This is a genomic window from Flavobacteriaceae bacterium GSB9 (assembly GCA_022749295.1).
Classification (GTDB): domain Bacteria; phylum Bacteroidota; class Bacteroidia; order Flavobacteriales; family Flavobacteriaceae; genus Flavisericum.
Window position 1 is genome coordinate 2159031 of sequence record CP062007.1, and the last position, 24146, is coordinate 2183176.

General features: G+C 36.9%; 24 protein-coding genes and 1 tRNA gene. 15 read left to right on the forward strand and 10 right to left on the reverse strand.

The window, feature by feature from the left end:
* Window positions 1-23: 23 nt before the first annotated feature.
* The 12 genes from GSB9_01887 (at window position 24) to GSB9_01898 (ending at window position 13411) form a co-directional block, all read left to right on the forward strand.
* Window positions 24-1421 (forward strand): Gfo/Idh/MocA family oxidoreductase, encoded by a 1398-nt coding sequence (locus GSB9_01887; protein UKM65323.1) that lies wholly within the window; start codon window positions 24-26, stop codon window positions 1419-1421.
* Between the two features lie 185 nt (window positions 1422-1606).
* Window positions 1607-2062, forward strand: coding sequence for a 50S ribosomal protein L13 (rplM, locus tag GSB9_01888; GenBank protein UKM65324.1), 456 nt, complete (start codon window positions 1607-1609; stop codon window positions 2060-2062).
* Window positions 2062-2448 carry a 30S ribosomal protein S9 gene (rpsI, locus tag GSB9_01889; GenBank protein ID UKM65325.1) on the forward strand — a complete coding sequence of 129 codons (387 nt, stop codon included), beginning with the start codon at window positions 2062-2064 and terminating at the stop codon, window positions 2446-2448. Before rplM ends, rpsI begins: the two co-directional genes overlap by 1 nt.
* Window positions 2449-2647: 199 nt before the next feature.
* The gene (rpsB, locus tag GSB9_01890; GenBank protein UKM65326.1) at window positions 2648-3421 is read left to right on the forward strand and encodes a 30S ribosomal protein S2; all 774 of its coding nucleotides are present in this window, start codon (window positions 2648-2650) and stop codon (window positions 3419-3421) included.
* An 85-nt stretch (window positions 3422-3506) separates the two neighbouring features.
* Window positions 3507-4481: a translation elongation factor Ts gene (gene tsf, locus GSB9_01891; protein UKM65327.1), complete on the forward strand. Its 975-nt coding sequence runs from the start codon at window positions 3507-3509 to the stop codon at window positions 4479-4481.
* Between the two features lie 181 nt (window positions 4482-4662).
* A complete protein-coding gene (gene pyrH / locus GSB9_01892) occupies window positions 4663-5370 on the forward strand; it encodes a UMP kinase (GenBank protein ID UKM65328.1) in 708 nt (235 codons plus the stop codon).
* 48 nt (window positions 5371-5418) lie between these two features.
* Entirely contained in the window at window positions 5419-5976 is a 558-nt protein-coding gene (gene frr, locus GSB9_01893; GenBank protein ID UKM65329.1) for a ribosome recycling factor, read from the forward strand.
* A 46-nt stretch (window positions 5977-6022) separates the two neighbouring features.
* Window positions 6023-7306 carry a hypothetical protein gene (locus GSB9_01894; protein UKM65330.2) on the forward strand — a complete coding sequence of 428 codons (1284 nt, stop codon included), beginning with the start codon at window positions 6023-6025 and terminating at the stop codon, window positions 7304-7306.
* Between the two features lie 47 nt (window positions 7307-7353).
* Window positions 7354-9744, forward strand: a complete 2391-nt coding sequence (locus GSB9_01895) for an efflux RND transporter permease subunit (GenBank protein UKM65331.1) — start codon at window positions 7354-7356, stop codon at window positions 9742-9744.
* 88 nt (window positions 9745-9832) lie between these two features.
* Window positions 9833-11266 (forward strand): asparagine--tRNA ligase, encoded by a 1434-nt coding sequence (asnS, locus tag GSB9_01896; protein ID UKM65332.1) that lies wholly within the window; start codon window positions 9833-9835, stop codon window positions 11264-11266.
* 79 nt (window positions 11267-11345) lie between these two features.
* Complete coding sequence (gene rpoN / locus GSB9_01897) at window positions 11346-12806, forward strand: RNA polymerase factor sigma-54 (protein ID UKM65333.1); 1461 nt, start codon at window positions 11346-11348, stop codon at window positions 12804-12806.
* Window positions 12806-13411, forward strand: a complete 606-nt coding sequence (locus GSB9_01898) for a hypothetical protein (protein UKM65334.1) — start codon at window positions 12806-12808, stop codon at window positions 13409-13411. Before rpoN ends, GSB9_01898 begins: the two co-directional genes overlap by 1 nt.
* Before the next feature lie 102 nt (window positions 13412-13513).
* On the opposite strand, the gene GSB9_01899 is transcribed toward GSB9_01898, so the two are convergent.
* The 10 genes from GSB9_01899 to GSB9_01908 form a co-directional block, all read right to left on the reverse strand.
* Window positions 13514-14203 carry a PorT family protein gene (locus GSB9_01899; GenBank protein ID UKM65335.1) on the reverse strand — a complete coding sequence of 230 codons (690 nt, stop codon included), beginning with the start codon at window positions 14201-14203 and terminating at the stop codon, window positions 13514-13516.
* A gap of 119 nt (window positions 14204-14322) precedes the next feature.
* Window positions 14323-14799 carry a biopolymer transporter ExbD gene (locus tag GSB9_01900; GenBank protein ID UKM65336.1) on the reverse strand — a complete coding sequence of 159 codons (477 nt, stop codon included), beginning with the start codon at window positions 14797-14799 and terminating at the stop codon, window positions 14323-14325.
* 24 nt (window positions 14800-14823) lie between these two features.
* Window positions 14824-15408 (reverse strand): biopolymer transporter ExbD, encoded by a 585-nt coding sequence (locus GSB9_01901; protein UKM65337.1) that lies wholly within the window; start codon window positions 15406-15408, stop codon window positions 14824-14826.
* Window positions 15409-15411: 3 nt separating this feature from the next.
* Window positions 15412-15843: a hypothetical protein gene (locus tag GSB9_01902; GenBank protein ID UKM65338.1), complete on the reverse strand. Its 432-nt coding sequence runs from the start codon at window positions 15841-15843 to the stop codon at window positions 15412-15414.
* A gap of 24 nt (window positions 15844-15867) precedes the next feature.
* Entirely contained in the window at window positions 15868-16647 is a 780-nt protein-coding gene (locus GSB9_01903) for a MotA/TolQ/ExbB proton channel family protein (protein UKM65339.1), read from the reverse strand.
* 74 nt (window positions 16648-16721) lie between these two features.
* Window positions 16722-16809 (reverse strand) — tRNA-Ser (locus GSB9_01904).
* Window positions 16810-16884: 75 nt separating this feature from the next.
* Window positions 16885-17919, reverse strand: coding sequence for an asparaginase (locus GSB9_01905; protein UKM65340.1), 1035 nt, complete (start codon window positions 17917-17919; stop codon window positions 16885-16887).
* Window positions 17920-17922: 3 nt separating this feature from the next.
* Entirely contained in the window at window positions 17923-18693 is a 771-nt protein-coding gene (locus GSB9_01906) for a TatD family hydrolase (protein UKM65341.1), read from the reverse strand.
* 223 nt (window positions 18694-18916) lie between these two features.
* Window positions 18917-19666, reverse strand: a complete 750-nt coding sequence (locus GSB9_01907) for a hypothetical protein (GenBank protein UKM65342.1) — start codon at window positions 19664-19666, stop codon at window positions 18917-18919.
* A gap of 4 nt (window positions 19667-19670) precedes the next feature.
* On the reverse strand, window positions 19671-20252 hold the full coding sequence (locus tag GSB9_01908) for a sigma-70 family RNA polymerase sigma factor (protein UKM65343.1): 582 nt from the start codon (window positions 20250-20252) through the stop codon (window positions 19671-19673).
* 135 nt (window positions 20253-20387) lie between these two features.
* Here GSB9_01908 and GSB9_01909 point away from each other — a divergent pair, with 135 nt between their 5' ends.
* From GSB9_01909 to GSB9_01911, 3 genes are all read left to right on the forward strand, one after another.
* A complete protein-coding gene (locus tag GSB9_01909) occupies window positions 20388-20828 on the forward strand; it encodes a hypothetical protein (GenBank protein UKM65344.1) in 441 nt (146 codons plus the stop codon).
* An 86-nt stretch (window positions 20829-20914) separates the two neighbouring features.
* Window positions 20915-21901 (forward strand): hypothetical protein, encoded by a 987-nt coding sequence (locus GSB9_01910; protein ID UKM65345.1) that lies wholly within the window; start codon window positions 20915-20917, stop codon window positions 21899-21901.
* A gap of 309 nt (window positions 21902-22210) precedes the next feature.
* Entirely contained in the window at window positions 22211-24133 is a 1923-nt protein-coding gene (locus GSB9_01911; protein ID UKM65346.2) for a PKD domain-containing protein, read from the forward strand.
* Window positions 24134-24146: the final 13 nt, after the last annotated feature.

Here is a 24146-nt window from a genome sequence, read left to right on the forward strand (position 1 = left end):
ACTAATAAAAACGACATTACATTATGAACAACTCTAGACGACAATTTTTATCATCCATCAGCCTTCTTGCCGCCGGTATGGCTTTGCCTATTTCTGCATTTAGTTTTAGTACAAAAAATGAAAAGCTAAAAATAGTATTAGTGGGAACAGGTATTCGCGGCACGAGCTTTTGGGGAAAACGTTTGGTTGATCAATTTTCTGAAATATTGGAATTTGTGGGGCTTTGCGACAACAACCCTGGGCGCCTTGAATATGCCCAATCGTACATGGGCGTCAATTGTCCAACTTTTCTGGATTTTGAGAAAATGGTGCAGCAAACCAAACCTGATTTAGTAATTGTAACCACTAAGGACTCGAACCACCACGAATTTATCATTGAAGGTTTGGACATGGGTTGTGACGTGCTTACCGAAAAACCACTTACTACCGACGAGACTAAATGCCAGGCTATTATTGATGCCGAAAGGCGTTCAAATAAAAATTTGATTGTTGGTTTTAATTACAGATGGAGTCCATACAATACTAAAATAAAGGAACTTCTTGCCAAGAACAGTATTGGTAAACTTACCTCTGTAGACTTTAACTGGTATTTAAACACCTACCACGGTGCATCCTATTTTAGAAGATGGCATGGCCAAAGAGAAGACAGTGGTACACTTTGGGTACATAAGGCTACGCACCATTTCGATTTACTTAATTGGTGGATAGACTCAGATCCTCACGAAGTATTTGCATATGGCGATTTAGAGCACTATGGCAATAACAACACTTTTTCGGGACCTAATTGTAGGTCTTGCGATTACAAAAAAGAATGTGATTTTTATTGGGATATTACCGAAAACAAGCGCCTTATGGATTTGTATGTAAAAAATGAAAAACACGACGGCTACATTAGAGACAATTGTTTATTTCGAAAAGAAATTAATATTTACGATAAAATGTCGGCACAAGTAAAATACGAAAACAATGTAACGCTTAACTATTCACTTACAACCTATTCACCTTTTGAAGGATGGCGCGTTGCATTTAACGGCACCAAAGGCCGTATTGAAGCTTGGCTGCATATTCCTTACCATGAAAATACAAATGTAAATCAAGCCGAAATGCACAGAAAGGAAATGGAACAAACTTCAAAAGAAGAACTGCAATACGAACCTATTATTATCCACAACCTTTGGAACGATTTTAAAACCATTGAAGTTGGCATGGAACGTAGCGGCCATGGTGGCGGCGACAAAAGGCTGCACGAAAAAATATTTGCTAATCCAAATATGGCCGACCCTTACGGCAGATCTGCAGGCATAAGAGACGGCGCCATGTCGGTACTTATTGGAATTGCGGCCACAAAAAGCATAGAATCGGGCGAACCAGTAAAAATAGCCGAACTCACTAATTTAAAACCTAGGGCAAAACGAATTTAAAACCCAAACGCCAAATCTACCATTAACCAAAAAAGCAATAAATTAGATATTTAACAAACAGCTATTTAAGACTTCATTTTTAATCTGAAATAATCTGTCTTCACTATTTGGTAATCAAATATATAATCGTAAATTTGCAAACTCTTTTTGAGAGAGGAATGTTTAATAATTAAAAAATCATTAGTGTGGACACATTAAGCTACAAAACGATTTCAGCAAACAAAGCTACTGTAAATAAAGAGTGGGTTTTGGTTGATGCTGAAGGTCAAGCGCTTGGTCGTTTAGCTTCTAAAGTTGCAAAACTTTTAAGAGGTAAGCACAAGCCAAACTTCACACCTCATGTAGATTGTGGCGATAACGTAATTGTTATCAATGCCGACAAAATCACGTTATCTGGTAACAAATGGAACGACAAAACGTACATTCGTCACACTGGATATCCTGGAGGTCAAAAAAGTTTAACTGCTACCGAATTGTACGGTAAAGATCCTGCAAGAGTAGTAGAAAAATCAGTAAAAGGAATGTTGCCTAAAAACAAATTAGGAGCAGATTTATTCCGTAATCTAACAGTTGTTGTTGGTTCAGAGCATGCTCATGCTGCTCAAAAACCAAAAGCAATTAACTTAAACGAATTTAATTAATGGAAGTAATTCACAAAATTGGCCGTAGAAAAACGGCTGTTGCTCGCGCTTATGTTGCCCCAGGAAAAGGGAACATAACGATTAACAAAAAAGACTTAGCTAACTACTTTACTACAGCTACCTTACAGTACAAAGTAAAGCAACCTTTAGCTTTGACTAACAATGATAGCAACTTTGATATTACCGTAAATGTAAATGGAGGTGGTATTACAGGACAGGCTGAAGCTGTACGTTTAGCTATTTCTCGTGCTATGTGCGAGGTAGATGGCGAAAACAGAGGTATTCTTAAACCAGAAGGGTTGTTAACAAGAGATCCAAGAATGGTAGAACGTAAGAAATACGGACAGAAGAAAGCTCGTAAGAAATTCCAGTTCTCTAAACGTTAATATCATTTTGAAATTTATTTTGTTTGTTACTAAGAAACCAATCGAAATAACATTAAACTTAAATTTCTGTAAACAAATTAAAAAACAGTTATTGTTGTTCCTAGTTTAAAAACAGGACTTAGTTTAGCATCTAAATGAAGCCAAGAGCGAAAGCCAAATGGAACATTGCTAATTCAACAGAACGTAAACTATTACAAAAATGGCAGTAGAAGTAAAAGAATTACTAGAAGCAGGTGTACACTTTGGACACCTTACACGTAAGTGGGATCCAAACATGGCACCTTACGTATATATGGAGCGTAACGGCATCCATATCATTAACCTATATAAAACAGCGGCTAAGATTGATGAGGCCGGAGCAGCACTAGCTAAAATTGCAGCTTCAGGACGTAAAATTTTATTCGTTGCAACAAAAAAACAAGCAAAAGATATTGTTGCTGAAAAAGCTGGAGAAATTAACATGCCCTACATTACAGAAAGATGGCCTGGCGGTATGTTAACAAACTTCGTTACTATTAGAAAAGCTGTTAAAAAAATGGCTTCAATCGATAGAATGAAGAAAGACGGTACTTTCAACACATTATCTAAAAAAGAGCGTTTACAAGTAGACCGTTTAAGAGCCAAGTTAGAGAAAAACTTGGGTTCTATTAGCGACATGACGCGCTTACCAGGTGCATTGTTTGTTGTAGATATTAAGCGTGAGCATATCGCGATTAAAGAGGCTCAAAAATTAAACATTCCTATTTTTGCAATGGTAGATACCAACTCAGACCCACGTCAAGTTGACTATGTTATCCCTGCAAATGATGATGCTTCTAAATCAATAGATAAAATCTTATCTCACGTAACTTCTGCAGTAGCAACAGGCTTGGCAGAACGTAAAGCAGAAAAAGAAGCTTCGGCAGCTGATAAAGACGCTCCTAAAGCTAAAAAAGCAACAGCTAAAAAAGCAGTTGCGGAAGAAGAAGAATAAAATAACATTAACAAAACATGATTAAGTCGTTTGATTCTTTTCTTTGAAGAAATAAATTGAACGACTTTTTTAAATTATATTTATTATGAGTACTACAGTAAAAGTTACAGCAGCTGAAGTAAATAAATTAAGACAAGCTACCGGTGCCGGTATGATGGATTGCAAAAAGGCTCTAGTTGAAGCTGAGGGCGATTTCGATAAAGCTATCGAAGTGTTGCGTAAAAAAGGACAAAAAGTAGCAGAAAAAAGAGCCGACAGAGAATCTTCTGAAGGTGCAGCTGTTGCCAAAATAAACGCAGACGAGACTGCTGGTGTCGCTATCGTTTTAGGTTGTGAAACCGACTTTGTTGGTAAAAACGAAAACTTCTTGGCGCTTGCTAACCAATTGGCAGAAGTAGCATTAAACTATGATACTAAAGAAGCCTTTTTAGCTGCAGATTTTGATGGTATGACTGTTGCTGATAAACTAACTGAGCAAACCGGTGTTATTGGCGAAAAACTAGACATCACCGCTTTTGAAAAACTAGAAGCACCTTACGTTGGGCAATATGTACACATTAACAAAATTGCTGCTTTAGTAGGGTTAACCGCTAAAGTTGATAACGCTGATGTTTTGGTAAAAGATATCGCTATGCAAGTTGCTTCAATGGGAGCCACTACGTTGTCTTACAAAGATTTTGACCCAGAGTACGTTGCTAAAGAAACTGAAGCTAGAATAGCTGTTATAGAAAAAGACAATATTGAATTAGGACGTTTAGGAAAAACACTTAAAAACGTGCCTCAATACATTTCTATGTCGCAGTTAACACCTGAAGTATTGGCTAAAGCTGAAGAAGATGCTAAAGCGCAATTACAAGCTGAAGGTAAGCCAGAAAAAATCTGGGATAAAATATTACCAGGAAAAATGGAGCGTTTCATTTCAGACAACACCACTCTAGATCAAGAACAATGTTTACTAGATCAAAAATTCATCAAGGATGAAAAGAAAACTGTTGCTGAATACGTTTCTTCTTATGGAGAAGTTGAAATCTCAGGATTTAAACGCGCTACAGTAGGATAATAAATTCCTTTAAAAAAAGGAGTCTCAAATAATAAAAGCCACCATTCTATTTTAGGATGGTGGCTTTTTTGTGTAATTTAACGTGTTTTGTAACATAAAAAATTGTCCAATTTCAGTATATCTAAAAATTCAAATGAAAAAAAAATTGCTTAGTTTTGCACAACTTCATTAAACGGACTAAATGAAATACAAAAGAATACTCCTTAAATTATCGGGCGAAGCCTTAATGGGAAACCGCCAATACGGTATTGATCCAGAGCGTTTGGCAGAATATGCTCAAGACATAAAAACCATTACCGATAAAGGTATTGAAGTAGCCATAGTTATTGGTGGTGGGAATATTTTTAGAGGTGTTGCTGGAGCCAGTAAAGGCATGGATCGTGTGCAAGGTGATCACATGGGCATGTTGGCAACAGTAATAAATGGTTTAGCATTGCAAGGTGCTTTAGAAGATACCGGTATACCAACAAGGCTACAAACTGCCATAAAAATAAATGAAGTTGCCGAGCCGTTTATTAGAAGAAAAGCCATGCGGCACCTTGAAAAAGGGCGTGTAGTTATTTTTGGTGGTGGAACAGGAAACCCTTATTTTACAACCGATTCGGCTGCCGTTTTACGAGCTATCGAAGTTGAAGCCGATGTTATCTTAAAAGGAACACGTGTTGATGGTATTTATAATGCAGACCCAGAAAAAGACACCAGTGCAGTTAAGTTCAACTCTATATCCTTCGATGACGTGTTGAGCAAAGGCCTGAAGGTAATGGACACTACAGCCTTTACCTTAAGTCAAGAAAACAAATTACCTATAATAGTATTCGATATGAACAAAAAAGGAAACCTCCTTAAAGTGGTTTCCGGTGAAAATATCGGTACTGTGGTTAACGTTTAATTTTGGCGTAATTTTTGAATATTTAAGTTTCATATAAAAGCTTATACAATGAACGAAGACATACAATTTATATTAGATAGCACAAAAGAGGCAATGGACAACGCTATTGTCCATCTAAAAAAACAATTTGTCAATATTAGAGCGGGTAAAGCAAGCCCTGCTATGTTAGGTAGTGTAATGGTAGATTACTACGGCACGCAAACACCTTTAAACCAAGTAGCCAATGTTAATACCCCCGATGGCAGAACCATTACTGTACAACCATGGGAAAAAAGCATGCTACAAGAAATTGAACGCGGTATTGCTTATGCAAACCTAGGCTTTAACCCAATGAATAATGGTGAAACCATAATCATCAATGTACCACCACTAACCGAAGAACGCAGACTCACTTTAGCTAAACAAGCAAAAGCCGAGGCCGAAGATGCCAAGGTAAGTGTTAGAACAGCTAGAAAAGATGCCATGAACGACATCAAAAAACAAGACGATGTTTCTGAAGACGTAAAAAGTAATGCTGAAATTGACGTGCAACAATTAACTGACAATTACGTTAAGAAAGTTGATGAACTCTTTGACCACAAAGAAAAAGAAATCATGACAGTATAAATTAAGGGCGACATTAAAGTCGCTTTTTTTATCCATTATAATTTATTTGGTTTTTTCAATGCTCGAGCGCTTTGTTTTTTTTATTGTAATATGTGTTTCAACCATAGCGCAATCTCAGTCGCAATACCAAATGGGGAGACATCCGCAACAAGATTCCATAAAAAAAAGAGCACTTTTAAAAAGTATTGGCAATGGCTATTTCCCAACCAAGTACTTTAACGCCGACTTAAGGTATTTAATAAAATACAATCAATATGAAGGTGTGCGTACAGGTCTTGGGGGCGAAACCAACGAGACTTTCTCCCAAAAATACCGGTTGAATGCATACACCGTTTATGGGTTTAGAGACCACCGTTTTAAATACAGCTTTGGTGCGGGATTTAGAGTGTCTAAAAAAACAAATAGTTGGATTAACTTATCTTACACCGACGACTTACAAGAAACGGGGAGTACAAAATTTTTGACTGATGGTCGTTTTTTTCAGTTTTTTGAACCCCGTTTGTTAAATATCGATTTGTTTCACCGCCACATAACAAAATCACTATCAATTGAGCATGAAATAAACGCCAAACTGCTTACAGAAGCCGAGTTTTCTGTGAGTAATATTCTACCTACGTACAAGTACAGTTATTTGTTAGGCGGTAATCCAATCAATTCTTTTGATTTGAGCCTTGGAAAAATTGCACTTAATTGGAGGCCGTTCAACAAAATATCAACTTCAGAACAAGGGATTAAAACTACCCAGAAAGGTTATCCTGTATTCACCCTTCAGTATACTAAAAACTTCAAAGATGTTTTTAAAAGCAACTTTAATTTTTCAAAGTTCGATTTTAGAACATTTTACAAATTTGGCATTGAAGATGATCACTTTTCTGAAATTACACTAGTTTCGGGAATTGCCAATGGCAATACACCGCTTACACATTTATACCACGCCTACCCCAACAACATTAATAAAGAAACCATTTTACAGCGCTTCTCGGTTGCGGGTTTAAATAGTTTTGAAACCATGTATTTTAACGAGTTTTTTTCAGATAAGTTTGCAACACTTCAATTTAAGCACTATTTAAAACCTTTTCATATTTCAGAGCGCTTTAAACCCCAATTGGTTTTAATTACCCGCTACGCTATTGGCCATATGAAAAACCCCGAAAGGCATCAAAACATCTCGTTTAACTCCCTAAAAAAAGGCTATACCGAGTCTGGTTTTGAGCTTAACAAACTATTGTTCGGTTTTGGCGTTAGTTTTACTTACAGATATGGGGCTTATCATTTACCACAAATTGACGACAATGTGGCATTTAAGTTTACATTTAACGTCTCATTATGAGGTATTGTACTTGTTTTTTCTACCTTTGCGCAACTTTTAATTAGGGCATGTTAAAACTTTTTACAAAAGACTTTTGGGATGTTGTTGCGAGGTTGGTTTTACGTAATAAAATCATCATACTTGCTGGTATTATTATAGCAACTTTTCTGTTAAGCCAAAAGTGGGATAACATGCGGCTCTCTTATACCGAGGCCAATTTACTACCTGACGATCACGAAGCCAATATTACCTACAGTAATTTTTTAGAAACATTTGGCGAAGAAGGCAACCTTATTGTGCTTGGTGTAAAAGACAGCAGTTTATTTACTGTTGAAAAGCTAAATGCTTGGAACAAACTTTCAAACAGTCTTAAGAACAATGACGCGGTTGAAACCGTTATCTCTATAAAAGACCTTCAAAAACTTGTTAAGGATACCGAAAACCAAAAGTTTAAACTGGAGCCTTTTATTACCGATAGCATTAAGTCCATATCTGAAATTGAAACCCTGCAAAACGATCTTTTTAAAAAATATCCGTTTTACGATAATTTCTTGTTCAATAAGGAAACCAAAACCATTCGCAGTGCTATTTACTTAAAAAAGGACATTGTAAACACGGCCGCCAGAAAAGATTTTGTGATTGATGTTTTAATGCCCAAAATTGAAACTTTTGAGGCCAAATATAATCTGGATGTCCGCGTTTCGGGTATGCCTTACATCCGTACGCTAAACTCTAAAAATATTGTTGACGAAATTGGCAAATTCATTTTTGCTGCACTTTTGGTAACCTCGGTTATATTCTTTTTCTTTTTTAGATCGTTCAGGGCTACTTTTATTTCTTTAATAGTAGTGTGTATTGGGGTTATGTGGACTCTTGGTATTATTGGTTTTCTAAACTACGAAATAACGGTTTTAACAGCACTTATTCCTCCACTAATTATTGTCATTGGTATTCCTAATTGTATTTTCTTAATCAACAAATACCAGCATGAAGTTAAACTTCATGGCAATAAGGTAAAGTCTTTACAGAGAGTTATTACCAAAATCGGCAACGCCACGCTAATGACCAATGTAACAACGGCCTCTGGTTTTGCTACTTTCATTCTTACGGAAAGCAAATTATTAAAGGAGTTTGGTGTTGTAGCCTCGTTGAGCATTTTAGCCATTTTTATGTTATGTGTGCTCATTATACCCATTGTATATACGTTTTTACCATTTCCAAAAGATCGCCATTTAGAACACTTGAACAAACGCTGGATTGGTGGTTTTGTAGATTGGATGGAGCGTATGGTTCGCAACAGGCGTATTACCATCTATTTTACGGCCGTTATTTTATTGGCCATTAGTATTATTGGCATATATCAAATTCGAATTTCTGGGAGTTTGATTGAAGATATGCCCCAAGAATCGGAATTTGTGAACGATATCCGATTTTTTGAAGAGGAGTTCAACGGTATCATGCCTTTAGAAATTATGGTAGATACCAAGCGTAAAAAAGGGGTAATGAAGCGCTCTACCCTAAAACACATGGACGAGCTGGAAGAACTCATTGTTGAAACCCCCGAGCTTTCAAAACCCATTTCTATTGTTGGTTTAGTAAAATATTCTAAACAAGCTTACTACAATGGCAATACCAAATTTTATCAGTTACCAACATCACAAGAAAACAGCTTTATACTCTCATACGCCAAAAATTCATCATCAAATGTAGATTTACTGAAAAATTTCGTGGACAGCACCGGACAATATGCCCGAATCACGACTTTCATGAAGGATGTTGGCACCGATAAAATGGAACGTATTGAAGAAAATCTTCAGGCAAAAATAGACAAGGTATTCCCTAAGGAACGCTATGACGTTACGATGACAGGAAAAGCCTTGGTATTCCAAAAAGGCACAAAATATTTGGTTAAAAATTTAGCAATTTCCTTATCGTTGGCTATACTTTTAATCGCTCTCTTTATGGCTTATATGTTCCGTTCGGCACGAATGATTATCATTTCGCTCATCCCCAACTTATTACCGCTATTGGTAACTGCAGGATTAATGGGCTATCTGGGCGTTCCTATCAAACCGTCAACTATTTTGGTATTTAGTATTGCCTTTGGTATTTCGGTTGACGACACCATTCACTTTTTGGCCAAATACCGCCAAGAATTACAGGCTAATAACTGGAAAATTAAAGTTTCAGTTTACGGGGCTTTACGCGAAACGGGCGTGAGTATGTTTTACACATCTATCGTTCTGTTTTTTGGCTTTTCGGTATTTACCATTTCAAACTTTGGCGGCACAGTTGCCTTAGGTGCGTTAGTTTCTGCAACGCTACTCTTTGCTATGTTATCCAACTTACTACTGTTGCCGTCGCTATTGCTATCCTTAGAACGTAACATTGCCAATAAACAAGTGCTCAGAAAACCTTCTATTAATATTATTCCTGAGGAAGACGACGACGAGCAATAATTGCAAGTATAAAATTCACAATTTTTGAAATCCAGAATTTGAATTTTCATAGCTGAAACCTTTATATTTACAGTATAAATTTTCACGCATGCAAGCCAAAACAGTTTTACAGTTATTAACCGAAGATTTTACCATTACTGAAGTTGAAGTAAAAGGTTGGGTAAGAACATTTAGAGCCAACCGCTTTATAGCCATAAACGACGGATCAACCCTAAATAACATACAATGTGTAGTAGATTTTGAAAACTTTGACGAAGCCCTTTTAAAACGCATCACTACCGGAGCCGCCATTCATGTTAAAGGCGAGTTGGTAGAAAGCCAAGGAAAAGGACAAAAAGTAGAAATACAGGTTAAGGAACTGGAAGTTTTAGGCGATTCAGATCCTGAAACGTTCCCTATTCAACCTAAAAAACATTCCTTCGAATTTTTAAGGGAAAACGCACACCTGCGTACCCGAACCAATACCTTTAGTGCCGTTATGCGTTTGCGCTCTGCTCTATCGTTTGCTATTCACAAGTATTTCAATGACAACGGGTTTTACTATATGCACTCGCCTGTAATTACAGGTAGTGATGCAGAAGGGGCCGGTGAAATGTTTCAAGTTACCAGTCTAAATCTAAAAAATCCTCCAAAAGATGACAATGGAAATATCGATTATACCAAAGATTTTTTTGGAAAGGAAACCAACCTAACTGTTTCTGGGCAATTGGAAGCCGAAACCTACGCCATGTCTTTAGGAAAAGTATACACCTTTGGGCCAACATTTAGAGCCGAAAACTCAAATACATCGCGCCATTTGGCTGAATTTTGGATGATTGAGCCCGAAGTGGCCTTTATGGATTTGGCTGGCAACATGGATTTGGCCGAAGATTTCATGAAATCGGTCATACAATATATCTTAGACAATAATCGTGAAGATTTAGAGTTTCTAGATAAGCGCCTGCAAGATGATGAAAAAACGAAACCGCAGGCAGAACGCAGTACCATGACTTTAATAGAAAAGTTAAATTTTGTGACCGACAACCACTTTAAACGCGTTAGTTATACCGAAGCCATTGACATTTTACGTAATTGCAAACCCAATAAGAAAAAGAAATTCAAGTACCTCATTAACGATTGGGGCACCGATTTACAAAGTGAACATGAGCGCTACCTCGTTGAAAAACATTTTAAATGTCCCGTAATTTTATTTGATTATCCAGTAAATATCAAAGCATTTTATATGCGCTTAAATGACGACGGTAAAACCGTTCGTGCTATGGATATCCTTTTTCCTGGTATTGGCGAAATTGTTGGAGGCGCACAACGCGAAGAACGTTTGGATATTTTAAAACAAAAAATGGCTGCCGTCAGTATTCCCGAAGAAGAACTTTGGTGGTATTTAGACTTAAGAAAATATGGAACTGCGGTGCATTCTGGCTTTGGTCTAGGTTTTGAACGGTTGGTTATGTTTGCCACAGGAATGAGCAATATTAGGGATGTTATACCCTTCCCAAGAACACCGCAAAATGCCGAATTTTAACATATGTTAAAAAAACAAAAGACCTGAGTTACAAATAAATTGCTTATTTTATCATTGAGTAATACGCTTAAATCGAACCATGCTTAAACAACATTTACAATTTAAATTATCGCAAAAACTGTCACCACAACAAATTCAATTGATGAAATTGATACAGTTGCCAACACAGGCCTTCGAACAGCGTTTGAAGCAAGAGTTGGAAGACAATCCAGCTCTAGAGGGTGGTAAAGATGAAGCACCTAATGATTTGGAGTCTGATTTTGACAATTCTGACGATGATTACAACGACAATGAAACCATTGACGCTGATGAAATAAATGTAGATGAGTATTTAAGTGATGACGAAGTTCCAGATTACAGAACGCGCTCTAACAATTATAGTAATGATGACGACGACAAAACAATACCCTATGCTGCAGGCACCTCGTTTACACAACATTTACTCAATCAATTAAATACCTACAGATTAAATGATGAAGAACGCGACATCGCAGAGTTTTTGGTAGGTAGCGTTGATGAAAGCGGTTATATTCGTCGAGACTTGAGCGATATTATGGACGACCTCGCTTTTACTCAAAACGTATTTACTACAGAAGAAAATATTGAAAAGGTGCTCAAAAAAGTACACCAACTAGATCCTGCAGGTGTTGGCGCTAGAGACCTCCAAGAATGTTTAAGCATCCAATTACACCGCAAAGAAAAAACGGTAGACACCGATTTAGCTATAGATATTATAGACGATGCCTTTGACCAGTTCACCAAAAAACATTACAAAAAACTGCTTCAAAAATTTGATATTACAGAAGAACAGTTAAAAGGTGCCATATCGGAAATTGAACATTTAAACCCAAAACCAGGAGGTTCATATTCGGGTAATAACCGTATTGTAGAACATGTTGTCCCAGACTTTGCCATAAAAATTGTTGATGGTGAATTAGAGCTTACCCTTAATGGTAGAAATGCACCAGAACTACATGTTTCGAGAGAATATAACAATATGCTGAAAGGTTACAAAGACGCTAAAGACAAGACCAAATCGCAAAAAGATGCTGTCCTCTTCATCAAACAAAAGCTAGATGCTGCAAAGTGGTTCATTGAAGCCATAAAACAACGCCAACAAACTCTTTTTGTAACCATGAGTGCGATTATGCACTACCAAAAAGAATACTTTTTAACAGGTGACGAACGCAACTTAAAACCCATGATTCTTAAGGATATTGCAGACGAAATTGACATGGATGTTTCAACAGTATCGCGCGTTGCCAATAGCAAGTATGTCGATACACCTTATGGTACCATTTTAATAAAAGAGTTGTTTTCAGAATCCATGAAAAACGATCAAGGTGAAGATGTTTCTACTAGGGAAATCAAAAAAATATTGGAAACGGTAATCGATGAGGAAAACAAGAAAAAACCATTAACCGACGAAAATTTAGCCTCCATTTTAAAAGAAAAAGGTTATCCCATTGCCCGACGAACCGTTGCTAAATACAGGGAGCAACTCGATATTCCAGTAGCACGATTACGCAAAAAAATATAATGGATAAGCTTCTAAAAAGTATTTCATACATTTTCCACCCGCTTTTAATGCCCATTTTTGCAGCATGGTATTACTTCAGAATTTCTCCTAGATTTATAGCAAAAGAGGTTGTTTACGGCAAGTTAATTGCGCTGGGCATTTTAACTGTTATATTACCCATTTTAGTTTATTTTCTTTTACGGACTTTAGGTAAAGTTAACTCGGTTTACCTTAAATCTACTAAAGAGCGCATTTATCCGTTAATACTTTACAGCGCTATACTCTTAGTAGTATTGCAACGCCTAATTACACCTACTTTAGCTGTTGAACTTTATTTTTTCTTTGTTGGTATACTTATTTCAAATATGGCATGTTTAATCATGGCAATAACGAACTTTAAAGTCAGTTTACATATGGTTGGTGTTTCCTCGGTATTTCTATTTTTTGTGGTACTTAGTATTCACTTTAGTGTTAATATTAATGGTACACTAGCCTTAACTTGCGTGGTAATGGGTGCCGTTGCTACATCGCGTTTACACTTAAGGGCACACAATTACAAAGAACTTATTCTAGGTGTACTTTTTGGTATTTTACCCCAAATACTATTAATTAATTATTGGCTGTGAAGTATATAGAGCATTGCAGGCATTACAAAAAACCGGCTATTGCAACATCTAAATCGGGCCCTGCTCATATTTCAAGAATTCTGGCTGTCCATTTTTTCTAGCCTATAAAATATAAAACATCAAACCTATTTTTATAGCGTTCATGTTTATGTTAGAACCATTCAATTGTGCATCTTTATTAAAAATAGGGTTCAATGCATAATAAAGATGAAGGTTCCAAGTATTATAACCAGCGCTTAGCGTAAGGCCATATTGTAAATTATTAAAATCACTGTTATCATTATATTTAAAGTCTCCTAAATCGCCTTTATGCCTTACGGTATATAGAAAGCCATATCCTAGCTTAAAGCCGGTATAAATGCGCCAAAAATTGTACTCGGTTGGCGTAGAGGTTCGCCAACGAATTTCAATAGGGAGCTCTACAAAATGTGAAGTGAATTTATTTTTGGTAAACGTATCGCGATTTCCAATAATGCTGTAATCGAAGGTAGCTGTATTGTCTTTGTTAACCAATAAGTTTTGGTTAAACGTATTTGCTGAATACCCTAAACCAATACCTATAGCCCAATTTCTTCTATCGTTAATAGGTAAATCCCTAATAAAACCTAAATGGAAGCCCAACGAAAACCCACTTTGCCTAACACTTGTAGGCCTATCTCCCAAAAGGTTATACGTTATTCCAGCGTAAAAATGGTCTTCTTTGTATAGCGAATCAACTTCTGTTTCTCCCCTATCCTGTGCAAAACAAAGGTTTATGAAAAGTAAAAACACAATTAAATAAAAACGTTTCATTCAGAAATTGATATTTAGACAATCAAATTTAGCATTTATATTTAACTTAAGTCTATTAAAACCAAAAGGCGTTTTGAATAAATCCAAAACGCCTTAAATATAAAATTAAGAGTGTAAAATTATTGATTTTCTAGCACACTACCTTTTTTAGTAGTATAGTTTATTTTAAGTGCATTAACTTTACGCAATTCATATTTGATATCTCCGATGAGCCCCATGTTAGCATCACTATCTACCTTTAATGCTGTTGTTAAAAAGGGCACCAATTCTTCTCGCTTTGATGCGCGCTCTTCGGCAATAAAAGACGCAATGTCGCTCACATTGGCAAAATCGTCATTCAACTGAATTCTGGCTTCTGAACCATATTGCTTATAATTGGCACTTGGCTTTCCTGCATAAATGTACATTACCAAATCTTTCTTATCAAGCTTTTCCACTTGGTCAGCATAAGGTAAATTATTTTCAATTTTTAAGGTATTTTGGCGCATTACTGTGGCCACCATAAAAAAGAATAATAACATGAAAACAATATCGGGCAACGAGGCCGTTGATATTGCAGGCAAAGCGCCCGATTTTTTCTTTTTAAACTTCGACATATTGTTGAATGTTAAATTATAATCTTATTGTACTTCCGACAGCTTTTGAGGATAATCTAGCTTTATTTGCTCAATTTGTTTTTTAAGCTTTGCTTTATTTCCAGGCCAATTCACATCATTATGGTTAGCTTCCATTTCTGTAAACGATTCCCCATAGAGTTCTTCAGCCCTTCTGTTCCTCAATTCGTTATACGCAGCTACAAGTTCGTTTTGAACGGCAATATATGCCTTGTACGTCGTTTCACGTTCATTCTTTAAAGATATAATAGCTTTATCTGGATTATCAGAAGATGCTGGATCTTTTTCCCCTTTACAATAATCGCATGATCCATCGCCACCATTATCTAAAAACGCTCTGGCTGCTTCTCTTAAATCTTTCAGTTCCATCCTTTCGTCTTCAACAAGCAACTCATCTTTACCGTTCAATAAAACCGTAAAAATATTTTTTTGCTTAATGATAGGAGGTTCTGTTTCTTCAATAGGCGGTAATTTTCTATTTAATCCAGCATCGGTTTCAATAGTTGTTGTTACCAAGAAGAATATCAGTAATAAGAAAGCAATATCGGCCATGGAGCCTGCATTTACTTCTGGTGCTGCTCTTTTTGCCATAATTTATCTATTAAATATTTTTTTTGCTCCGCCATATAACATCGACCCAATTGCTAGAATAGCAAGGATATAAAATGTATATAGACCTGCCCCAACAGTTTTAGATGTTGATTCTGTTACATCTGCACCTTTATCTATAAACGGTTTCAAGTTTAAATCTGTACCTGAGGATATACCATATGAGATAAATACAATGGCCAAAAATATACCTACGGTCAACAGTGTTTTTTTAATATTTCCAGCAAACAAGCCTTTTAATACAAACAGCACGACCAATAAAAGTACGATACCCAAAACTGCATAGGCTACATACAGCATGTTTCCGCTCATATTTTGTGCACTTTCTTCATCTCCAGCCATAATCATTAGCGCAAAAATCGCACCAATAATAGCTAAAGCAAAGGCTACTATTTTTAATATTTTATGTAAACCCATAATTTTTAGTTTTCTATATTACTATTACTTTTTATTTCTTATCAATAGATCCATTAATGTGATAGAAGCGTCTTCCATATCATTAACAATACTATCAATTTTAGCAATAATGTAATTGTAGAAAATTTGAAGAATAATAGCTACCACAAGACCAAATACTGTAGTTAAAAGTGCTACTTTAATACCTCCAGCTACTAATGAAGGCTGCATATCTCCAGCTGCTTCAATTTTATCGAATGCTTGAATCATACCAATTACTGTACCCATGAAACCAAGCATCGGTGCTAATGCGATAAATAATGAAATCCATGATACATTTTTCTCTAATTGTCCCATTTGAACACCGCCATAAGCCACAACCGCTTTTTCGGCAGCTTCTAATCCTTCATCTGTCCTGTCCAATCCTTGATAGAATATAGAGGCGATTGGTCCTTTTGTATTTCTACAAACTTCTTTTGCAGCTTCTACTCCTCCAGAAGACAATGCATCTTCAACTTGTTGTGTTAATTTTTTGGTGTTGGTTGTTGAAAGATTTAAAAAGATAATTCTTTCTATGGCAATTGCTAATCCTAAAATTAAACATAAAAGCACGATACCCATAAACCCAGGACCTCCTTCAATAAAACGCTTTTTTAATTCTTGGTGAAATCCTAATGATTCTTCAGCCGCTGGTGCTTCATCTTCTTCTTGAGCTACAGCTACCGTAGTTGTAACAGCCGCATTCGTGTTCGCAATTGTCGTTGCATTAACCGTTCCAAATGCCATAATTCCAGTGATGGCAAGGATTGAAAATAATCTTTTCATGTTCTAGATCTTAATTTTATTAGTTAAAGTGTTAAAGATATTAAAAAAAAAGCAATTAAGAGTAAAAATAACAGCAGAGAGGAAGGGATTCGAACCCTCGATACCCTTTTGGAGTATACACACTTTCCAGGCGTGCGCCTTCGACCACTCGGCCACCTCTCTGTATATTAATTATCTTAATTTACGGGGTTCAAATAACGAAAAAATCTTTGATTGCTAAAATTTTGACAGTTAATTTTATGAGATTTCTCCACGCAAAGGCGTTTCGAATATGGTTTTGAACGTTTTACCTTCAAAATTATTTTTCCCCAATAAATACATGAGTTTTGCCAGTGCTGCTTCTGTGGTGATATCCTTGCCCGAAATCACACCTATCTCCTTTAATTTACTACTGGTTTCGTAGTGGCCCATCATCACGCTCCCGCCAGAGCATTGGGTGACGTTTATAATATGTATGCCTTTTGTTATTTGTTCTTTTAAAAGCTCGATAAACCAATGCTGTGTTGTAGCATTTCCAGAACCATAGGTTTCTATAATTACGGCCTTGAGGTTTGGCGTAGCAAAAACAGCCTTCACAAGATTTTCCGAAATGCCTGGATACAATTTAATTAGGCCTAAATTCGAATCTAATTTTTTATGAACCTGCAATTTATTGTCAATATTGGGACTAAACAAGTACTTGTTATTGATTTTTAAATGTACACCAGACTCGGCCAACTCTGGGTAATTGAACGAAGCAAACGCCTGAAAATGTTCGGCGTTCAATTTGGTCGTACGGTTACCACGATACAGTTTGTATTCAAAATACAGACACACTTCTCTTATAACGGACTGCCCATTTTTATATAATGATGCCAGCTGAATGGAGGTAATTAGATTTTCTTTGGCGTCGGTACGCAAATCGCCAATGGGCAATTGCGACCCCGTAAATATCACCGGTTTTGCCAAATGCTCCAGCATAAAACTCATCGCAGAAGCTGAATAGCTCATCGTATCACTTCCGTGAAGCACCACAAAACCTTCAAACACTGAATAGTTTTCCTCAATTATTTCGGCAACTTGAACCCAATAATCTGGATTCATGTCACTGGAATCTATGGGATTCTCGAACGATACTGTATCGATATGGCAATCCAATAATCGTAATTCGGGTATTTGCTGCAATAGGCTTTTAAAATTAAAAGCCTTTAGCGACCCAGTTTTGGCATCTTTTACCATACCAATAGTACCGCCCGTATATATAAGGAGTATGTTTGGTTTTTTACTTTCCATAAATTATACGCCAAAAACGACTTTTGAATTGTGAGTGGTAATTTCGGCAATTTCTTCCACAGACCTATTATATATTGTTGCCAATTTTTCCAACACCTTAACTATATAAACACTTTCGTTGCGTTTGCCGCGGAATGGCGTTGGTGCCAAATACGGAGCATCGGTTTCCAACACAATATGTTTTAAGTCTATTTCATTGAGAAATTTATCAATCTTTCCATTTTTGAAAGTCGCCACACCACCAATGCCCAATTTTAAATTATAAGATAACGCTTGTTGGGCTTGCTCCAACGTTCCGGTGAAACAGTGAAAAATTCCGAACAAATCATCACTTTTCTCTTCCTCCAGCATATCAAAAATTTCGTCGAAAGCCTCTCGACAATGAATAACGATGGGCAACCTGTAATGTTTCGCCAATTGAATTTGACGTTTGAACGCTTTTTTCTGAATCTCTAAAGTTGATGTATCCCAGTACAAATCAATGCCCGTTTCGCCAACAGCGTAAAATTGTCGTTGCTCCAAAAGCTCTTCAACATGCTTCAATTCCTCTTCCCAAGTTTCGGGTTTTACGTGGGTAGGGTGCAAACCGGTCATTAAAAAAATGTTTTCTGGAAAGTCTTTTTCCAACTGAAACATGGCTTCGGTATATTCTGAATCGATAGCAGGAATAAAAAACCGCGATACGCCTTGCTCTATGGCCCGGTTTATCATTTCGGTTCTATCGCCATCAAAAGCTTCGCTATATAGATGGGTATGGGTGTCTGTTATAATCATGCTGCAAAAATATAAAAGCCACTTGTATTAAAGCGGCTTTGCAAAATCTATTTTAGTTTTCTTAAATATGGGGTAAACACCAAAAAAAGCAATAAACAACCATCATTACGACAAATTTTTATTTCGAAGTAATCTCACAATCATCAACTTTAATTTTAAAGATTCAATCTCCCGATAACTATCGGGGTTCGGAATGACGACTTTTAAATATGACGCAAGAATTTTAATCCAACTTATCCATCAGCTTTTGTGCTCGGTTATAATCATCGGCATCTTGAGGCAAGGTTTTTAAAATTTCTAAACAAGCTTCGTTCTCTTTTTGTTTCAATTTACTCAACGCTGAATACCAAGTCCCCTTATTTTTATATGCTGAATTTCCGTTACGAATTTCTTCCAACAACCCATCTGCCGTTTCAAAATTATTTAATTCAATATTGGAAATGGCCCGATACAATTTTAACTCCGAATTATCGGTGTCCATATTTAAAAGCGCAGAAAAGGCTTCTTCTGCTTTAGCAAAATTTTTATTGTTGAATGCGGTTTCGGCCGTTTTTAAAAGTCGATCGTTTTCGCCGCGGACACTTAAGCTGATGGCGCCATAATCATTATAATCTGAATAGGTTGGCGTTGAAAATTGGTTAAACATAAAAATTCCGAAAAGCAAAACCACACAAGCGGCAATGGCGTATTTATAAAAATTCAGTTTTCTCGCCTTCGGTTTTACCATTTCTTCAGCAACAGTATTTTTACTGAAATGCTCGGATGAAATCTTTTTTAAATTCGCTTTAAAAACTGCTGAAGCTTCTTCGTTTTCATATTCATGCTGCAAAAAAGCAGACAGTTCTTTATAGGTATTGAATGCCTGGCTGAACTCGGCATCCGTTTTTAATCGGTTTTCGAATTCGGCAGCTTCTTCCTTGGGTAGTTCGTTGGCAAGGTAGGCTTCAAACAGTATGTAATTTTGGTCTTCCATAACTTTAATTTTTAAGTTGGTTAAATTTAGGCGACCCTTGAACCAATTCGGTGAGCTTGCCAATGCACAACGATTTTTTCTTTCGGGCGTAAGCGTAGGTTACACCTAAACTTTTGGCCACTTCTTCCATCGATTTTATTTTGAAAGTAGCTTTTAGCAAATCTTGGCACGCATGGCCCAACTTTTTAAACATTTTGGCAAACAAGGCTTGCTTTTCACCAAATACCGAAGTTTCGATAGCCAGTTCTTGGGCGTCGTCATCTTTAGATAACACCTCCTCATTAATTGTTACCTCTTTATTGGAAGATTTTTTGAGTTCGTTGAACCACTTTCGCTTGCACAATAAAAAAAAGTAGGCATCAAACGGACAGGTTAACTGTAATTTTTTTTGGCTGGCCTGATTGTAAATGGTTATTAAAGTGTCCTGAATCACATCTTGAGCTTTGTCGGCATCGCCACTATTCTGCTTGATATAATTCACCACTTTGGGCACAAACTTATCATATATAGCTTGAATGATAAACGAGTTGTTTTTTAACAATCCGTCGATGTATTTCTGGTCTTCGTGAATTTTTTTTTCGCCCATTAGCCCTTGTATTTGCTACTAATGTAAAAAAACTTTCAAAATAAAGGGTAACAATTTTCAAAGGGTTTTGATATAAGGGTGTAACAGCCAAAACGGCAAAACAAAAATTAATTAATCCATAAAATTTTAGAAATCATGAGACATTCAATTTTAACTATCGTAATCGTAGCCATATCCATTTTAAATGCAAACGCTACAAACAAAATCGAGACCCCTAACAGCGTTGAAGCTATAGAAATTACAAGAGATGCTATTGCCCAGGTTTTCGAATGGGAAGTAGAGACCACAAAAAGCACTTACTCAGGAACTGCTTTGTCTCTAAAAGAAGCCCAAAACATGATGGCACTTTCAAGCTCTGGCGAAGTAGTAAGAAGTAAAGAAATAAAAAGCTATTTGGTTTTAAAATCTGAATTGAACAGCAACACCAAAAGAAACTATTTCTGGGAAGTGGAAACCAAAACCGGTAAAGCTAAAGGCTATGCTTCCAATAAAGCTTATGCCGATAAAATGATTGAACTCGTTGCTTCTGGTGATGCTATTGTTTCAAAAATCATCATCAATCAACCTCAACAATAAAATCTGAAAAAAAATCCCAAAACAGGGTAACAAAAAAGTTGCCCTGTTGATATAAACACGAATAACAATTTTAAAACCTATTTATCATGAAGAATTTTAAGCACATTTTAGGAACACTTTTATTTGCAGCATTAGTATTTACAAGCTGTAGCAAAAACAACGACGATGCCGATATTATTTTTTATCCTTCGGCTCAAGACTATTCAAATTTACAAGACGAAGCTTTAGAAGGCTTAAAACAAAACTTTCAGTTTAATGCCGAAGACGGTTGGATAAACTTAACCTCAGAAAACGGCGTAAACATTGGTATTAACGGTTCTTGTTTAACCGCCAATGGAAGTCCAGTAACAGGACAAGTCGATTTAGAATTTGTCGAAATTTTTAGTAAAGGCAATATGTTACTTACCAACAAACCTACTATGGGTATTATGCCTAACGGCGACAAAGCTCTTTTAATTTCCGGTGGTGAGTTTTTTATCGAAGCCACACAAAACGAAGAAGTTCTAGAAACGTCTTGCGCCATTCAATTAGGAATTCCGGCCGAATTAACAGGTGACCCAGACCCTGAAATGATTTTATGGACGGGAGCCATTGATGAAGATGGCAACCTAGCCTGGGAAGAAAACAAAGACGAAGACGGAACCGGGCCACAAGGAGGTCGCGGCGTATTTACCGAAGGCAACCAGTATTACGCATTTATAGGCGATTTTGGTTGGAGTAATGTAGACCGTTTTTACAACGACCCAAGACCAAAAACAACCATTTTGGTTGATGTGCCAGAAGGTTACGACAACACCAATTGCTCTGTATTTTTATCTTACGATGGTGAAGATACTGGCCTGGCCAACTTAGACACTTACGACCCCGTGGATGGCTTATTTAGCGAGCACTACGGACAAATCCCAATCGGGTTGGAGTGCCACGTGATTTTCGTAACAGAGTCTGCAAACGACTGGAAGTATGCCATTCAAGGCGTAACCATTGTTGAAAACGGTGTCATTACCATTACCGAAGGCGAAACATCAATCACAACACAATCACAATTAGAAACCATCATTAATGGATTACCATAAACATCTGCCATTTTAAACCTACTTTTAATGGTGCCCTCACTTTAACCTACTCACAAAAGCCAGAAACACCACGTTTCTGGCTTTATTTTTTAAGGGTAACAAAATCGCATCTCGATTGATATAATAGTATGAAGAAAATGGTTTACGTATTAATCTTTATCTGTATTGCTTTGATTGTAATAGCAAATCTTATTGTTATTATAACAAACATCAAATCGTAGTTTGTCTCATCTTGAATGGCTCTTTTTGTATATTTATCAACCACTAAACAAATCTAAAATGAAAACTTACTTATTAACAATTTTTTGTTTGGCAAGTTTTTTATGCGCTTCGGCTCAAGATATTCTTAACGATACCTTGGCCAGAACCGCCACAATAAAAGCTGAAACTAACGGTAACGTAGTAACGTTTACTCCAGAAACACCAGAATTACAACAAATTGCCGGTGCACCAAAAGCGTTCTATACCCATTACTGGGAATTTGGCGACGGCCACTTCAGTACCGAAGAGAAACCCAAACATATTTATAAAGAAAAAGGCGAATACGAAGTTAAACTTTGGGCCACCAATAATTACGACACTGGAAAACCACCAACCACACGACCCAAAAAGGTGTATGTAAATTCGGTTTTTGAAGATTACGAAGAAACAGCCTCGATGGAAGAAGATTTCATATTAAAACGTAATCGCGAACCCGTTCCCGATCAAGATATGGTGCTTATTGTGCGCTACAAAAATCCGAAAACCTACGAAACTAATGGAAAAATCTATTTGTTTTACAATGAACAGAAATTTAAAGCTGATAATTTTGAAATATTGGACACCCGAACTTATCATGGTGAAAAAAAGCTTTCAACCGGAGGTTTTGCTTTTACCCGCAAAATAGATGACGACGATACTTTTTTGGCATCAACAAATAAATTCAGACTTAATAAACAGCAAATCCCACAGGATTCTACCGAAAAAACCAATTTGCCGGTTACCATTTCTGAAGCGCAATCACTATACAGAAATTGGCAAGTTTTGGAGTTTGACGGTATGCAACCCGAAGAAGAGCGCAACATGTTTTTTACTTTGAAAACCACACCCGAAATGGTTAAAGACACCAGTGCCATTATTTCGGTACGCGGCGTTTACGTGCCCGATGCCAATTACGACAATCACAAAGTGAAAGACATGGAAATGGAAATCGTCACCTCACACGACCCCAATAAAATGTCGTCTAACGGGACTATAATGAACTACCGCTTGGTGCGTTTTAAAACCCTGAAGTATAAAATTAAATTCCAAAACAACGGTGAAGGGCCAGCGCGCACCATTCGACTCGAAACCGATATACCCGACATGCTGGACAAATCAACTTTAGAAGTCACTGACATGTACCCCAAATGCGATATTTGCCCCAAACGTGAAGTTTTGTACAGTTGCTTAGACACCACTTTAACTGACACCCAAGCCATTTTCACTTTTAAAAATATTTACCTACCGGGCAGCGAACAAAAAAATGTAAAAGAGTACGACAGCACCAAAGGTTTTGTAAAATACAAGATTAAATTTGCTGAAGATTTCCACAAGAAAAAAACCAAAAGCCGCACAGCCATTATTTTCGATAAAAACGAACCCATCATCACCAATTATTCTACTACCCGGTTTATGCCGGGCATCTCCATTGGTGCCAAAGTGGGTTACAATTCATTTTCAGATTTAAACAATTCCGAAAGCTACTTTTTTGGCGTCACCCTTTCGCCATACAAATCGTACCGTTGGTATTGGCAAGTGGAGTTGATGAATAATTTTCACAAATACGATTCCTATACTCAAATTGAAGAAGGTATTGTGCAAGACGCATCTGGATTTCGTTTTAGGCAACGAACCACCACCAATACTTCATATGAAAATATTGATTGGGATATTCCAGTATTAGTGCGATACAATATTAATAATTATATAGGTTTGGGCGCAGGATTACAAAACTCCATTTCTGTAAGTGAAAAGCAACAGCAAGATATTTTCATTGAACGGTTTGAAGGGGTCCAGCCCGGTGCGCCCGTGTTCGAAATCGCTGAAGAAAGTAGCGAGGCGAGCAACTCCTTTACCAATTTTCGCACAGGCTTGTTGTTTGAAGCCACGGCGGGTTTTGCCCGTATTGGCCCTAGTTTGGGCGCACGCTACATCATGAATTTTGATAATGATTTTAACTATTGGCAATTTTACGCCATTTGGAAGTTTTGAGCCTAAGGCTCTT

Coding starts and splice junctions, on each gene's coding strand:
- GSB9_01887 (UKM65323.1), top strand. CDS start 24: ATGAACAACTCTAGACGACAATTTTTATCATCCATCAGCCTTCTTGCC.
- rpsI (UKM65325.1), top strand. CDS start 2,062: ATGGAAGTAATTCACAAAATTGGCCGTAGAAAAACGGCTGTTGCTCGC.
- rpsB (UKM65326.1), top strand. CDS start 2,648: ATGGCAGTAGAAGTAAAAGAATTACTAGAAGCAGGTGTACACTTTGGA.
- tsf (UKM65327.1), top strand. CDS start 3,507: ATGAGTACTACAGTAAAAGTTACAGCAGCTGAAGTAAATAAATTAAGA.
- pyrH (UKM65328.1), top strand. CDS start 4,663: ATGAAATACAAAAGAATACTCCTTAAATTATCGGGCGAAGCCTTAATG.
- frr (UKM65329.1), top strand. CDS start 5,419: ATGAACGAAGACATACAATTTATATTAGATAGCACAAAAGAGGCAATG.
- GSB9_01895 (UKM65331.1), top strand. CDS start 7,354: ATGTTAAAACTTTTTACAAAAGACTTTTGGGATGTTGTTGCGAGGTTG.
- asnS (UKM65332.1), top strand. CDS start 9,833: ATGCAAGCCAAAACAGTTTTACAGTTATTAACCGAAGATTTTACCATT.
- rpoN (UKM65333.1), top strand. CDS start 11,346: ATGCTTAAACAACATTTACAATTTAAATTATCGCAAAAACTGTCACCA.
- GSB9_01898 (UKM65334.1), top strand. CDS start 12,806: ATGGATAAGCTTCTAAAAAGTATTTCATACATTTTCCACCCGCTTTTA.
- GSB9_01899 (UKM65335.1), bottom strand. CDS start 14,203: ATGAAACGTTTTTATTTAATTGTGTTTTTACTTTTCATAAACCTTTGT.
- GSB9_01900 (UKM65336.1), bottom strand. CDS start 14,799: ATGTCGAAGTTTAAAAAGAAAAAATCGGGCGCTTTGCCTGCAATATCA.
- GSB9_01901 (UKM65337.1), bottom strand. CDS start 15,408: ATGGCAAAAAGAGCAGCACCAGAAGTAAATGCAGGCTCCATGGCCGAT.
- GSB9_01902 (UKM65338.1), bottom strand. CDS start 15,843: ATGGGTTTACATAAAATATTAAAAATAGTAGCCTTTGCTTTAGCTATT.
- GSB9_01903 (UKM65339.1), bottom strand. CDS start 16,647: ATGAAAAGATTATTTTCAATCCTTGCCATCACTGGAATTATGGCATTT.
- GSB9_01905 (UKM65340.1), bottom strand. CDS start 17,919: ATGGAAAGTAAAAAACCAAACATACTCCTTATATATACGGGCGGTACT.
- GSB9_01906 (UKM65341.1), bottom strand. CDS start 18,693: ATGATTATAACAGACACCCATACCCATCTATATAGCGAAGCTTTTGAT.
- GSB9_01907 (UKM65342.1), bottom strand. CDS start 19,666: ATGGAAGACCAAAATTACATACTGTTTGAAGCCTACCTTGCCAACGAA.
- GSB9_01908 (UKM65343.1), bottom strand. CDS start 20,252: ATGGGCGAAAAAAAAATTCACGAAGACCAGAAATACATCGACGGATTG.
- GSB9_01909 (UKM65344.1), top strand. CDS start 20,388: ATGAGACATTCAATTTTAACTATCGTAATCGTAGCCATATCCATTTTA.
- GSB9_01910 (UKM65345.1), top strand. CDS start 20,915: ATGAAGAATTTTAAGCACATTTTAGGAACACTTTTATTTGCAGCATTA.